A 14,707-nucleotide genomic window follows, 5' to 3' on the forward strand; every position below is an offset into this window, starting at 1 on the left:
TAGCTGCCGCACCTACTGAAAACGGGTGCAGCAGCCACCGGGAACGAATGCAGCAAGAAAGATGGACGAGACAGGAAACGGGGGAAGATGGGGAAGGTAATTTACGAGTTGGTGAACTTACTGTAATACATGTTCCTTGTCCCCCTCCAGCTGCAAGGAACAAGGAACATCACTTCAAGTACTTTCCAGAAACGCAAATTACCTTCCCCATCTTCCCCCGATCCCGCTCAGAAGCCTCTACGATGGGCTTCTACCTGGTCGAAGTTCAACTCTACAACGGAAAAGAGCCACTTCCCATGCTTCTTTTGACACACAAAACCATCTCTTTTCAGCATCTTTCCGATCACATTTACACTGATACTTGTCAACGGAAGACGTGTTTTTTCAGCTATTTTGGCCACAATCTCACTACTTGAGAGCAAAATATAAGCCTCAAAACGCTCCGGTTTGCGAAAATAAGTATAAAATAACTCCACTTCCGGGCTGGTTTGCTGGAAAGGCTCGTTGTTATCGTTCACCTCCATAATGTCGGCATCGGCAAACCAATAACGGAAACCGGCACGAAACAAAGCCAGCGCCTGCGCATAAACAGCCGCATAATCTACCGGAGAGAGATAATCGATCTGCGTCGCTTCAAAACAAAGGAAACGGCGCGAACCGGTGCGGTCGGTCAGGATCTGGTTGTCGTTGACAGTGGCGGCAAAGGATGCACGGCGGTCGTACACTTCGGCATTACGGGCATAGGGACGGCGTTCGCGCACGGCATCTTTCGTGATCATCGCCTTCAGGCGGTTCACCTCCATGCGGCTCTGTCCCGACAACTCATCGAGGATGATCAGGATACAGTCGCTCATCATCAGTGACGAGTCTTTCGACGACGGATCGAGGTTACCCGAATAGACATATTCATGGAGCACAGGGGGCACCAGCCGGCGCAACCAGGTGGTCTTACCCAATCCCTGGGCACCGCTCAGCAGCAGGACGGTATGGTTCTCCTTATGGGGATCGACGGCACAGGCCACGAGTGCCACGATCCACTTTTTAAAACACTTCCTCCAGAAGTCCGGACGGGTGGTTTCAAGCGTAGCCGCCAGGTCACCGATCGGGTCGGTTTGCCCGTTCCAGGCGGGTAGCTGTTCGAAATAAGAACAAAACGGGTCGTATCCGGGACTGAAATCGGAATGGATCACCGCCCGCAGATCGGAGACATGGCAGAATATCTCCTCCTTCTGCAAAGCGCACCAGACGGAATTCTCCCAATAATCGGTGACCGCCATAAAAACAGCCCCTTCCTCCCGTTTGTCGCGATACTCGACCTGACGGCGCACCACATTGCGGCGCAACTCGTAACGCGGAGTCAGGTATTCCTGTATCCGGCAGACAAAACCATCGCCACGCGACGAACGCCTGGCGGGAGCTGCCTCCGTTGCATGCTGGTCGGCACGTGCATAAGCACTGTCGATAGCCAACGTACATTCGTCTGCCGACAGGTCGGCAAATGTTTTTCCGGCATACTTTTCCACCTCCCTTTTTTCCACGCCCAACCGGTTGCAATGGCTGGCGAAAAGGTGTACGTAGTTATTCCGGTTGCCCTCGGCATAGGCCATTTTGCGGGTGGTACTTTTGCGGGCCATCGCAAGCAGTTTCACCGCCTTATCCGACACGACGACTTCTATCGGCGGCAGTCCGTCGGGCAGGCCGCCCTCCCCTTTCAGCCAGGGCTCGAACCGGGGAGAGATATAAAGCGCCGGATCGTACGAAACGAGACAGAGCCGCCCGGCATCTTTACCGGAAGCATCGACTTCCACACCCAGCAGTTTCCCGTACCAGTCTTTCACCAGGTTATAGACAACGACATGGTTATCGGGCACCAACTCCAAGCCGACAGCCGGATAAACAATGACTTTGATCCCTCGTCCGCGCGGACTGATCCAGCAGGCCACCGTATAGACCGCTTCGCGAAGCAAGGCCAGCAGGCGGGGTAGTTCCGCCTTCGGCAACCCGTCGATATCGAGGATCGTCAGCGGATTGTAACCGGTCATACACCCCGCCACCCGTCTTTTCCGGTAGGTGGCGGAGATAGTGACGGCGGGCAGTCCTTTCTTCAGTCTGTCGGCTGCTTCGGTATCGTCTTTGTCCATGCAGAGACGGATACGGTTGACAGCCGGTGCATACTTCCCGTTACGGATATCGTAAAGGACATCGATCAGGTTAACATCACCCATACAGGTTTTAAATTTGGTAAACACCGTTACTTGTAACATAATAAATTGTATTTTGAGATTGGTTTATATCCTACAAGGTAGGGATGATAAACAAGGCGACCTATTGCTTTCTTTTCTTTTAAGAAAACAACAAGCCGCCCAGGAAACAGACTGCTAACGATTTGTCTTATTGCGTTTTGCGGCGCACATAGAGATAATCGAGCACGAGGTTTTCGATCGTTCCCATCGTCAGACAGTCTTTGTCGGGAGCCGTGCGCAGGCGAAACACGGAAAGGAAGGCACGCAGGAAGGGCCTGATTTCATGCCGTCCGTTGACAGTCCAGTCCCGGCTTTCCAGCAAAGGGCCGAGCCATTCCAGAAAGGTGGCGGTAGGCATGGTCAGGACAATCAGTTCTTCCTTCACCATATCCTCCTCCCATACGGCATTTTGCAGCAACCGCCCGAGGCTGTTGTTATGTTTCATCACTTTGCGAAGCAGGCTTTCCAGCTCCCCGCAATCGTTTCCCAAAAGTTGCGCCGCCCGGTTAAGCTGGCCGGCATTCAATTTTTTTTCATGATTGTTGAATTTTAAATTATATGTTGTGGCAATATGCCGAGAGATAAGAGATAGTTCAGCTTTTTCTAAAAACGAAGCCCCGGAAGATTACTCCCCCGGGGCTTGTTTTTGTCTGTTTTTGCTCTTCACAGAGGTTGAACAGAAGAACTTTATTTCATTACTTTAGTATTAATACGACTGCTTGTTCGCCCTCACGGGATACTTGGCTCATGACGGAACCGCGCAGTCAAATTTAAATTTATTGATTATAAATAGTTATTTATTTTACGATTGCCTTTACAGCAGCTTCACCTTCTACGGCTACTACTACGATACCTGCAGGTGCAGAGATAGTAGCATTGTCGGAAGAAAGAACTGTGTTAGCGATTGTCTGACCAAGAACGTTGCTGATAGCAACTTTCTTACCAGCTGCACCCTTGATAATTACTGCACCTTCTGTTGCGATAACTTTCACACCATCCACTGCAATTGCATCGTTGGCTGTAGCATCTTCGTCTGTTAATTCTACATTGAACGGAGCGGCATCGGCAATGTTTTCAACCAGTACAGGAACAGTGTTCAATACATGTACATAGTTTGTTTTACCATTCACTTCTGTTTCGATGTAGAAGTCGCCATTTTCTTTGTCAGCCGGATCAACCAAGCGGAATGCGAAAGTAGCTGCGTTCATCAAAGCTTCATCCTTATCATTAGCTAAAGACAATGTATCATTCTTAGCCAATTTCTTGCTATTTGTAAATTTAGAGCTTTCGATTACCAATGTGTCATTTTCGAAATGAGTAGCAGGCACGAAAGCCAAACGAGTCTTGCCTTTATATTCAACCATATCATTGTTGCCAGTATATATTGAATCGCTCAGGGCAACCAGATAATGAGCTTTACGGTAACCCGGAACAGCCTGAGTTGCATGCGGGCACTGTTCTGCTGTCAACGGATTGCCATCCTGATCGTAACCATGATTATCTTCTTTATCACACGGTTTGAACGGAGTACCTTCTACAGCATCTTCGTTGCGCACTGCCAACATATATAACGGTTTATGTGTTTCATTACGTACATAAGCTGTATCGATGAAGATAGGCAGAGCTGCATTTGCAGGCAGGTCGGTCAGATGAGTTTCACCTAAGAAATTCAGGCTACGTGCACCACCCTGTGTATTGCGGTTAGCGCTATTTTCATACAGGTAGTAACCTGTCACATCGTTCGTACGGTAGAACTTAGCATTGTTAACACCTTCGTTCACGAAACCGTCGTTTTCGATTGTCACGCCCAGACGGCGATAAACCGGACGATCCAAAGATTCCACAACGAACAGGTCGTTGGTAGTTTCAGTGTACAAGCCATTCTGTTTCTTCAAGAAACCGGCATCTTTATCGGATGTGCTTGCATAAACCTTTGCACATTCCATAGCAGCACCGTTCTTAACCACGCGCAGGTTGTAGTATTCACCATCCTGGCGGATAGCCAATGTATCCTGATTAGCGTCGAAAGCATACTTACCTTCTACCAGACCCAGTTCGCTACCTTTCATGTTGGCGAACAGGTAAACCGGAGCTTTTAATGTATAATCTTTAGTTGTATACTTACCATCTTTATAGAAACCTACCGTAGTTGTTACTTTGGCTGTATCCACATCGATTACTTTGATTTCCATCGGAGTAGCATCTACGTCCAACACAACGAAACCATCTTTGTTTTCAACGAACCAAGCGTTCTGTTTGTATACACCTGAATGATGAGCCATTACGAAACGCTGGTTGTCGATGTCACCCAGATACAGGTAACCGTCTGAAGCTTTTGCTCCTTCTACGGCTTTAATTTCAACAACATCTCCATTGTATACATAGTAGTTGTCTTCTGTATCTTCGTCTTCACGCAAAGCGTTGCGGTCAACCTCGATAGTAACGTCTTTGTTTTCACGGTTAGTCAATGTATACTTGGCTGTCTTTTCGTCGTAAGTAATAGCCCATTGAGCTTCCAGTTCGTTACCTACAGATTCAACCCAACCCTTGCCTTCGCAATCGTTAACAGCTAAACGTAAGTCATCGCCATCTTCTGTCAACATCGTAACAGTAAAGTAAGCGTCTTTCAACAAGTTCTCAGGTTTAACTACATTGTCGCCCATGCTGATAGCGATCTTATTTAAACCAAACTCGATAGATGCAGCCAAAGTAGCCACTTTCTTTTCTGTCAGGTATGCAAAACCTACTACAGCAGACTGCAATTCTTTCTTTTTCGTCGTTGCGTTCAAGCCCAACACTTTTACAGTCATGCTGTCGATAGACGCTGTAGTCAATTCGTCTTCAACCAGAGCAGTCTTCGGGAAATAGAAAGCGTTGAATTCACCGAACAGTTTACGGTCTTCTACTTTTGCCTTTTTCAGGTCAGCAACCAGGTCTTCTTCGCTTACTGTATCGAAAGCATAGATAGATTGGTTGTAGATAGAGCCGTTGGCTTCGTATTCTTTTACAACGATATATTTTTCAGCTTCCGTCATGAAGTACAGTTCATTGTCTGTTGTTGTAGCAACTTCAAATGCTTTCTTCGTGCTGTTCCATTTCATCGGTGTCAGGTGACCTGCAAACGGATTACCTTTCACACCTTCCGGAGCGATCGTTACAGAGAAACCATCTTTTTCGAACCAGTTCAGGTCAGATGCAGACAACTGGTAAACATCAGCTGTATACAAACCGAAATAATGAGCTGCACCTACGATAGGAGCTTTAGTAGTCGGATCTTGTGCCAGTTCGAAAGCAACACCCTTGTCATAAGCTACGTTACCTAAAGCACGCAATACGGTTTCACCGTTCACTTTCAATGTATATGGTTCGTCAGCCTTATTTGTGAATGTATAGTCAACTGTCTTGATAGCAGTCTTTGTTTCTACTTTCCAGTAGTTAGCAGGATCTGCCAATTGGGTAGCAGTAACACCAGCAACAGCTACAAATTCGGGAGCACCGTTATTCAGAATCAGTACAGAATCTGCTTGTGCACTTGAACTTGCATTTTCACCTGCCTTTACTAATAAATAATAAGCACCATCAACTGTTTTTGCAGCCAAGTTGAAAAGTACATCATCACTTGTTACTTTAATCTGTTCTTGCGGCATGTATTTGATACCGGTAACAACTATCTGGTCTTCCGTAGTGATAGCCACGTTTGCCAAGTCTGTTTCCGCCTTCAAAAGATCATTCAGTTCTGCTGCTGTACCGGCAAAGTTGATGCTTCCGTTTTCTGCAACAGTACTGATAGCGTCTTTCAAGGCTGCTTTTACAGCTTCGTTAGCACTTGCTTCCGGGTTAGATACATAAGCAGCTTCTGTTGAAGCACCGGCAGCTAATTCTACATTGTTACGTACAAACACGTCGGCTGCACAATTTTCAAAAGTATTACCGCTTGCCAAAGTAGCTGCGTTAAGACCTTCTTTAATAATAGGAGTAGCATTGTCCGCTGGACCACTTTCTACATTCACACCCAGTAGTCCACTATCTTTTAAAGGATCGCCGGCCTTTACTTCTCCTGCTGTACCCTGGTAAACCTGGATAGCTGAAGAGTACCATTTATCAACAACCTTATTCAATCCTTCAAAAGTATTTCCTGAGACAGTCCATTCCACTTTTTCATTTTGCGGATAAAGAACAACACCGTTTGTCAACGTAACAGGATTATTACCGGCAGTGAATGTATTACCTGTGATAGTCACCTTGCTTGCAAATGCAGCAATAGCTGTTTTTTGCCAATAACCACCAATGCCTGTTTCAGGATTATTCACGAATTTCAAACCGGAAATCGTTACACCTTCAGCACCGATAACAACACGACCGGTGAAAGTTACTTCCTTGTCTTTAGCCGCAGTCAGTACAATATCCTCGTCAGTAATGACAACATATTTGACTGTTGGGTTTCCAGTCGACAAATCTACATCTCCAGTCAGTTCGATCTTACCGTCAAAATCAGTCAGAGCCTCTTTCAAATCTTCAATGCTCAACACATTGCTTTTGATAGCAGCTGTGAACTGCGTCGGAGTAACATCCGTAGCATTTACAGGAACAAACAACGAACCACCTACCAGTAAGCCCGCTGTCAAAAGCGTAGAAAACTTTTTGTTCATAATCTTTAATTTAATATTAATAATAGTGTTTCTAAAAAGCCTGTTTGTAAAGGATACTTTAGTGTTGTCAATTGTTAAATGACTAGCCTAAACGTTCCTTTTTTCTAGTCATTTTTTTGAAGGTCGATTACTTTCGTGTAAAAAAGATGGAATTTCATACTAACTTTGCTATACGGTTGATAAGAAAGCAGATAGATTAGACAAAATAATTCTTAAAAGGATTGTAGATTCAAAATTTAGCAATACCTTTGCATGACTAGAAAAAAGGAACGATTTATATAGTCAGTCATTTTTTGACATCTACCCTTTATTATTCAACTGATCATATACCACTTTTCACTACCCCTATTTATATAGATATGTACCCGCGCGCGTTTCATAATAGTCTGTGTATCAATACCCGTTTTTTCAAGTTTTCGCCGAGAATTGTTAATAGAGGGGATTTAGGCTGTTTTTAGGGGAATAAACGGAGCATTTTCACCCACAAAAAAGGGCTATCGTTTGAAACGACAGCCCCACCAGATAATAGTAAGAGTAGGCTACCACTATCTACTTCAAATGAACCTGTAACTAGGCCTGTCTTATTTTATGATAGATTGTTTATGTCCAAATAGACTCACATTCTTCCTAATAACACACTCAAATCTTTCTATAAATGCCTCAACAACTCCTGTATATCTAATTGCATTTTAGAGAAGGCGAACCATTTTTTACCTAAATCTTTTAATGAAGCGCCGATATGGTACAGTTCTCTTTCGTCTATAATGAGGAAGCGGTCATGCGACTGGTGGAATTGGCGGATATCAATCGGTTCGTATTGCGAATTATGACGCAGCAAATCTAATGATAGTTGTTTGGACAGTTGGGCAGTATAGATCGTAACCGTTACTCCGGGAATGCGCTTGGTGAAAAGTGTCAACACTGTGTCATCAATATAGTTATCGATCAGGATAAGAGAGGTGGTAGCCGTACGGATCAGGTCAGCTACAAACTTATAAGCATCGAACAGTTGACCATCATAGAAAACTCCTTCTACCGGCGGTAGCGATGTTTTCACAAAGAAGTCGATCTTTTGATCATGTTCAATTATTTTTGCTTCAATATTTTCAATTCTCTTATTGATAGAGTAGCCTTTAAGCAAATAGTCTTTTAAAATCTTATTTGCCCAAATACGGAATTGAGTTCCACGCTTTGATTTGACGCGATAGCCAACAGAAATAATAACATCAAGATTATAAAATTTCTGCATTCTTTTTATCATCCTGCTTCCTTCTTCACGAACTTGTAAGAAATCCTTACAAGTTGAATCTGCAATTAACTCCTGTTCAACATAAATATTCTTAATGTGTAGTGTAATATTTTGAGGGGTTGTCTCAAATAAATCAGCCATTTGCGCCTGGGTCAGCCAAACTGTTTCATTTTCCATTCTGACTTCCAACTGTAAAGTCTTTTCCGGTTGGTAAACAATGATCTCTCCTTGATTTTTCATAGCTATATAATTTTGTTTGTTACAAAGTTAGGATTATTATTTATTACATATCTGTTTTCTTCTCAAAAAATCATGAGAATATCACAAACAGGTTCATTATTTCCTATAAATGAGCCATCAAGTTATAACACACCTGCGTTAAAGGTTGTTATTGGGCATTCTTCTCCAACAAGTATTTATGTTAAATCGACATGTTATAGAACATATTTGATTCAAAGCTGTTATCTTTGCAGTGTCTATTTAAACAGTAAAGAGATATGCTAAAACAAGCATTTTACATTCTGTTCTTCTATTTTACCGGAGAGTTTATCAGCTCCTTTATCGACGGTTTCATTCCGGGAAGCGTGATCGGTATGATATTGTTATTTCTGGCATTGGTGTTTAAGCTGGTGAAGCCCGCCAATGTAAAAAAACTATCCACGATCCTGACTGAAAACATGGGGTTGTTCTTCCTTCCCGCAGGTGTCGGGCTTATGACGTCGCTGGGGGTCATCTCACAATATTGGGCTGTCATCCTTACCGCATCCGTTGTAAGTACTATTTTAGTTATTGCTAGTGTCGCACTTATCCAGCAAAAATTAGGCAATGAGGGCCGAAACAATGAATAATCTGGCACAATCGGAAGTATTTTCACTCACATTGGTTATCGGTACTTATCTGGCGGCATTGGCTTTGTATAAGAAAACACGTATCAGCCTGCTGCACCCGCTGCTGACATCTATCCTCGTTATCATTGTCGTACTCGAAACGATGGGGATCGAATACGAGTCTTTCCAACGGGGAAGCCACCTGATCCATTTCATGCTGGGGCCATCGGTTGTCGCATTGGGATTTGTGTTATACGAGCAGATGCAATACCTGAAAGGGAATGTGATCTCTATCCTTACCTCTGTCTTTATAGGCGCCATCGTCGGGATTGTAAGCGTGATTGTGATCGGTGACCTGATGGGAGCCGACCAGGCATTGATAGCCACCCTGCAACCGAAATCCGTAACGACCCCTATTGCGATGGGGATTGCCGAAAAAGCCGGGGGGATCCCTTCGCTAACGGCTGTTATCGTTGTGGCGGTAGGTATATTCGGGAGCATCGTCGGCCCGTTCGTGATGAAAGTATTAGGTATCGAGAGCCGGATTGCCAAAGGATTGGCACTGGGCGCATCGTCCCACGGCGTAGGTACTTCGGTGGCTATACAGATCGGAGCGATTGAAGGCGCATTGAGCGGATTGGCAATCGGACTGATGGGTATCATGACGGCTATTTTAGTCCCCGTTATCAGCTTTATTATTTCCCTGTTTTAAGTAGTATCCGTTTACGCAGATCATATCAGACTGATTTGCAACTCTTTTCTGAAGAAAAAGGAGACTACGTGTTGGTACTTTAAGAGGAAAACACTACTTTTGTACCCGAAAATTACCGATGACAGTACAAAATCATTATAAATAAAAAATAGATCGTATGATTAATTCACAAGACATTAAAAACGGAACGTGTATCCGCCTGGACGGGAAATTATATTTCTGCGTTGAATTCCTTCACGTAAAACCGGGAAAAGGAAACACCTTCATGCGTACCAAACTGAAAGATGTAGTAAAAGGTGGTATCCTTGATCGCCGTTTCAATATCGATGAAAAACTGGAAGATGTACGTGTAGAACGTCGTCCTCATCAATATACATATAGAGAAGGCGAACACTATCACTTCATGAATCAGGAAACTTACGAAGATGTGATCATCGACAAAAACCTGATCAATGGTGTAGACTATATGAAAGAAGAAGAAATCGTTGACGTTGTTTCCGATGCTTCTACAGATACAGTTCTTTTCGCCGACCTGCCTGCTAAAGTTCAATTGAAGGTTACTTACACTGAACCGGGTGTAAAGGGCGATACTGCTACTAACACATTGAAACCTGCTACAGTTGAAACAGGAGCCGAAGTTCGTGTTCCGTTATTCATCAACGAAGGCGAAATTATCGAAGTAAATACGGCGGACGGTTCCTATTGCGGACGTGTTCGTTCATAAGATACAACACCAAACACAGTAAGGGCGGTTCGCGAACCGCCCTTACAACCAAAACACATCGCTATGAAAATAAAAGAATGGGCAGAAGAAGACCGCCCGCGTGAAAAAATGCTGCTTAAAGGCGTTACTTCCCTCAGTGATGCCGAACTCCTGGCCATCCTCATCGGTTCAGGCAACAGTAACGAGACGGCTGTCCAGTTGTCGCAACGTATCCTCAACAGTGTAGAGTACAATCTGAATGCATTAGGCAAACTGTCTATACAGGATTTAGTGTCCGGTTTCAAAGGGATCGGCGAAGCCAAGGCCATCACCATTTGTGCAGCCCTGGAACTGGGTAAACGGCGTAATCTGGCTGATCCTATCCTACGCAACAGTATCCGGAGCAGCCGCGATGCTTACAACCTCTTTCATCCCCTACTCTGCGATTTACCGTACGAAGAATTGTGGGTAGCCCTGACCAACCGGGCCGGCAAAGTGATCGGCAAGGCAAAGATCAGCCAGGGCGGAACAGGGGAAACGTCCGCCGACCTCCGTATCATCCTTAAAACGGCTATCAATGCGCTGGCTTCGGGGATCATCCTTTGCCATAACCATCCGTCGGGGAATGTGCGCCCCAGCTCGCAGGACGATGCCCTGACCAGACGGCTGGACAAAGCGGCGGACTTGCTGGAGATAAAGCTGTCGGATCATCTGATCGTCTCCGACGGTACTTACTTCAGCTATGCAGACGAAGGACGGCTGGGCTTGTAAAACATTTTCTCTTTTCTACGGTTTAGTATATAGAAGATATTAATGTATATTTGCATTCAAATTAAAGAAAGATGAACAACGAATTCCTCCAAACAGAAGAAGCGATTGTCGCCATGCTCAAGACAGTGTACGACCCGGAAATACCGGTCAACGTATTTGACCTTGGCCTGATATATAAAGTAGATGTAGACAACGATAAGAATGTCCGTATAGATATGACCCTGACTGCCCCCAACTGTCCGGCAGCCGATTTCATCCTGGAAGATGTCCGTATGAAAGTGGAGTCGGTAGACGGTGTGAACAATGTGGAAGTCAACCTCGTGTTTGAACCCGAATGGGATAAGGAAATGATGTCGGAAGAGGCTAAACTGGAACTAGGTTTCTTATGAATCCCTCCCGAAAGAAAATATACTTTGCATCGGACGCCCATCTGGGCGCCCGCTTTCATAAAGACCCGTTGGCCGTCGAGAAGAAGCTGGTGCGCTGGCTCGACAGTATCAAAGAGAATGCGCTGGCGGTCTATTTCCTGGGGGATATATTCGACTACTGGTACGAATACAAATATGTAGTGCCCAAAGGGTTTACCCGTTTCCTCGGGAAGCTGGCCGAACTGGCCGACAGCGGTGTCGAGATCCATATATTTATCGGTAACCACGATATCTGGATGTTCGATTACCTTCCCAACGAGATAGGTGCAATCATTCACCGGGATGTATTAACGACCGACCTGCTGGGTAAGCGTTTCTTCCTCGGACATGGTGACGAGGTGGACTACCGCAGCAAGGCTTTCCGGTTTATCCGTGCCGTTTTCCGTAATAAATTCTGCCAGTGGTTGTATGCAGGTATCCATCCCCGCTGGACGTTCGGTTTTGCCCTCGGATGGTCGCTCAACAGCCGCAAAAGCGGTCTGGAGAAAGAGGATGCACAGAAATATAAAGGGGAAGCGGCCGAATACCTGGTCGTTTTCGCCAAAGAATATCTTAAGACACATCCCGATATCAATTTCTTCATCTTCGGGCATCGTCATATCATGCTCGACCTGATGCTTTCGCGTACTTCCCGCCTGCTGATCGCCGGCGACTGGATGACGCTCTTTTCTTATATCGTATGGGATGGGGAGAACCTGTTCCTCGAACAGTTCGAAGCAGAATAACAGATAAAAAAACTGCCCCAACCGGTGTCGGGGCAGTCTAAACACTAATCCTGTGTTTTGTAAGCTGTGAGGACTAGTTTTTTAATTACCAATATTTATTTACCTAATATATCCATTGTATCGGAAGCGATCATATATTCTTCGTCGGTAGGAACAACAATGATTGTCACCTTACTGTCCGGAGTGCTGATCACCATTTCTTCGCCACGCATACCTTCGTTCTTCTGAACGTCGATCTTCATGCCCATGTATTCCATGTTTTCACATACGACACGACGGGTAGCCCACTGGTTCTCACCTACACCGCCTGTCCATACCAGGATATCGCAACCGCCCATGGCTGCAGCATAAGCACCGATGTATTTCTTGATACGATAGTTGTAAATATTCAGAGCCAGAATAGCACGTTTATCGCCATCAGCAACAGCCGCTTCAATCTCACGCATATCGGAAGAGATACCGGAAACTCCCTGTACACCGCTCTGTTTGTTGATCAGGTCAGACAAACCTTTGGCATCCAGTTTTTCCTTATCCATGATGAATGTAAGTGCACCTGCATCTACATCACCGCAACGGGTTCCCATCAGCAGACCTTCGACCGGAGTCAGACCCATAGAAGTGTCAATACTCTTACCGTTCTTCACTGCAGCGATTGAACCTCCGTTACCTACGTGAGCTGTAATGATCTTTTGTTCTTCGTACGGAACACCCAGGATATCGCAGGCACGTTTTGATACATAACGGTGGCTGGTTCCGTGGAAACCGTAACGACGGATACCGTATTTCTTATACAGTGAATAAGGCAGACCGTACATATAAGCATAGTCCGGCATGGTCTGGTGGAAAGCAGTATCGAACACACCTACCTGACGGATGCCCGGGATCAATGCGCTCATGGCACGGATACCTTTCAGGTTTGGCGGGTTATGAAGCGGTGCCAGGTCGATGCACTCAACCATTTTACCGATCACTTCCGGAGTAATTTCCACACTTCCGCTGAATGCTTCTCCACCATGTACCACACGATGGCCTACAGCGTCAATTTCGTTATACGACTTGATACAGCCGTATTTGTCATCTGTCAGCACGCTCAGGATAAACTCGATAGCCGCATTGTGTTCGGGTAATTCCTTATCCAGAATTACTTTCTTACCATCCGGCTGGGTGAATTTGAGGAAAGAACCCGGCAAACCCAGTTTCTCAACGCCACCCTGTGCAAGTACTTCGTGTGTGTCCATATTGAACAACTTGTACTTAACAGACGAACTTCCGCAATTTAAAACTAATATCTTCATATCTTACTTGTTGTGTCTTTTTTACTTTTTAGCCGCCTTTAAGCCGATAGACTGGTTGCTGGCGATAGCCACCATCTTATAGATATCGTCTACAGAGCAACCGCGTGAAAGGTCGTTCACCGGAGCAGCCATACCCTGAAGGATAGGGCCTACTGCTTCTGCATCACCCAGACGCTGAACCAGCTTATAAGCGATATTACCTACTTCCAGTGTCGGGAATACCAATACGTTTGCCTGACCGGCCACTTCGCTACCCGGTGCTTTCAAAGAAGCAACAGATCCTACCAGGGCAGCATCCGACTGCAATTCACCGTCGATCTTCAGTTCGGGAGCCATTTCTTTTGCCAGACGGGTAGCTTCCACTACTTTGTCTACCATCTCATGAGAGGCACTGCCTTTTGTCGAGAAGCTCAACATAGCTACACGGGGTTCGACACCTACGATGTCGCGTGCTGTCGCAGCAGTCGCCACGGCGATACTAGCCAGTTCGGGAGCAGTAGGATTAGGCATTACAGCACAGTCAGCAAAAACAAGAAGGCCTTCTTTTCCGTATTCCGGCTTCTTGGTAAACATAAGGAATGCACCCGATACACAGCTCATACCCGGAGCAGTCTTCACGATCTGCAAAGCGGGACGAAGCACATTTCCTGTCGTGTTCTGTGCACCGGCAATTTCGCCGTCAGCATCGCCGGCCTTGATCATCAGGCAAGCCAGATACAAAGGATCTTCAGCAAGGACAGCTGCCTTCTCCGGAGTCATACCTTTTTTCTGACGTAATTGGAAAAGCAGGTCTGCATAAGCAGCTTTCTTTTCGTGATTTTTAGGGTCAACAATAGTAGCCTGTCCGATGTGGTTCAGACCGTAGTTTGCTGCCAAAGAAGAAATCTCTGCGGGATTTCCAATCAGGATAATGTCAGCAACTCCATCGGCCAATAAACGGTCGGCGGCTTTCAATGTTCTTTCTTCTGTTCCTTCAGGAAGAACGATACGCTGCTTGTCAGCTTTAGCGCGTGCAATAATCTCTTGCATTAAGTCCATAGCGGAAGATATTTTTTATAGTATTTAGTAATTGCTACTGTTTGCGGGTACAAAAGTAGACAAAATG

General features: G+C 45.4%; 12 protein-coding genes. 6 read left to right on the top strand and 6 right to left on the bottom strand.

All coding sequences use genetic code 11. From position 1 onward, the window contains the following. Positions 1 to 227: 227 nt before the first annotated feature. From HMPREF1536_RS07080 to rhuM, 4 genes are all read right to left on the bottom strand, one after another. The gene (locus tag HMPREF1536_RS07080; RefSeq protein ID WP_052349768.1) at positions 228 to 2,264 is read right to left on the bottom strand and encodes a VapE domain-containing protein; all 2,037 of its coding nucleotides are present in this window, start codon (positions 2,262 to 2,264) and stop codon (positions 228 to 230) included. A gap of 127 nt (positions 2,265 to 2,391) precedes the next feature. Then, entirely contained in the window at positions 2,392 to 2,769 is a 378-nt protein-coding gene (locus tag HMPREF1536_RS07085) for a hypothetical protein (protein WP_028726341.1), read from the bottom strand. A 271-nt stretch (positions 2,770 to 3,040) separates the two neighbouring features. Then, complete coding sequence (locus tag HMPREF1536_RS07090) at positions 3,041 to 6,892, bottom strand: DUF6383 domain-containing protein (RefSeq protein ID WP_028726342.1); 3,852 nt, start codon at positions 6,890 to 6,892, stop codon at positions 3,041 to 3,043. A 649-nt stretch (positions 6,893 to 7,541) separates the two neighbouring features. Continuing rightward, positions 7,542 to 8,381, bottom strand: coding sequence for a RhuM family protein (rhuM, locus tag HMPREF1536_RS07095; RefSeq protein ID WP_028726343.1), 840 nt, complete (start codon positions 8,379 to 8,381; stop codon positions 7,542 to 7,544). 257 nt (positions 8,382 to 8,638) lie between these two features. Between rhuM and HMPREF1536_RS07100 the strand changes: the two genes are divergently transcribed. From HMPREF1536_RS07100 to HMPREF1536_RS07125, 6 genes are all read left to right on the top strand, one after another. Next, a complete protein-coding gene (locus HMPREF1536_RS07100) occupies positions 8,639 to 8,989 on the top strand; it encodes a CidA/LrgA family protein (protein ID WP_028726344.1) in 351 nt (116 codons plus the stop codon). After that, positions 8,982 to 9,680 carry an LrgB family protein gene (locus HMPREF1536_RS07105; RefSeq protein ID WP_028726345.1) on the top strand — a complete coding sequence of 233 codons (699 nt, stop codon included), beginning with the start codon at positions 8,982 to 8,984 and terminating at the stop codon, positions 9,678 to 9,680. The genes HMPREF1536_RS07100 and HMPREF1536_RS07105 overlap by 8 nt, the downstream gene beginning before the upstream one ends. 157 nt (positions 9,681 to 9,837) lie before the next feature. Then, complete coding sequence (gene efp / locus HMPREF1536_RS07110; protein WP_028726346.1) at positions 9,838 to 10,404, top strand: elongation factor P; 567 nt, start codon at positions 9,838 to 9,840, stop codon at positions 10,402 to 10,404. A gap of 63 nt (positions 10,405 to 10,467) precedes the next feature. Continuing rightward, on the top strand, positions 10,468 to 11,154 hold the full coding sequence (gene radC, locus HMPREF1536_RS07115) for a RadC family protein (RefSeq protein WP_028726347.1): 687 nt from the start codon (positions 10,468 to 10,470) through the stop codon (positions 11,152 to 11,154). A 71-nt stretch (positions 11,155 to 11,225) separates the two neighbouring features. Then, positions 11,226 to 11,543 carry an SUF system Fe-S cluster assembly protein gene (locus tag HMPREF1536_RS07120; RefSeq protein ID WP_028726348.1) on the top strand — a complete coding sequence of 106 codons (318 nt, stop codon included), beginning with the start codon at positions 11,226 to 11,228 and terminating at the stop codon, positions 11,541 to 11,543. Beyond that, positions 11,540 to 12,307: a UDP-2,3-diacylglucosamine diphosphatase gene (locus tag HMPREF1536_RS07125; RefSeq protein WP_028726349.1), complete on the top strand. Its 768-nt coding sequence runs from the start codon at positions 11,540 to 11,542 to the stop codon at positions 12,305 to 12,307. Before HMPREF1536_RS07120 ends, HMPREF1536_RS07125 begins: the two co-directional genes overlap by 4 nt. A gap of 95 nt (positions 12,308 to 12,402) precedes the next feature. Here HMPREF1536_RS07125 and HMPREF1536_RS07130 read toward each other — a convergent pair whose 3' ends face one another. Next, positions 12,403 to 13,602 (bottom strand): acetate/propionate family kinase, encoded by a 1,200-nt coding sequence (locus HMPREF1536_RS07130; protein ID WP_028726350.1) that lies wholly within the window; start codon positions 13,600 to 13,602, stop codon positions 12,403 to 12,405. Between the two features lie 21 nt (positions 13,603 to 13,623). Continuing rightward, positions 13,624 to 14,640: a phosphate acetyltransferase gene (gene pta / locus HMPREF1536_RS07135; protein WP_028726351.1), complete on the bottom strand. Its 1,017-nt coding sequence runs from the start codon at positions 14,638 to 14,640 to the stop codon at positions 13,624 to 13,626. Positions 14,641 to 14,707: the final 67 nt, after the last annotated feature.

Source organism: Parabacteroides gordonii MS-1 = DSM 23371, from assembly GCF_000969825.1.
GTDB lineage: Bacteria > Bacteroidota > Bacteroidia > Bacteroidales > Tannerellaceae > Parabacteroides > Parabacteroides gordonii.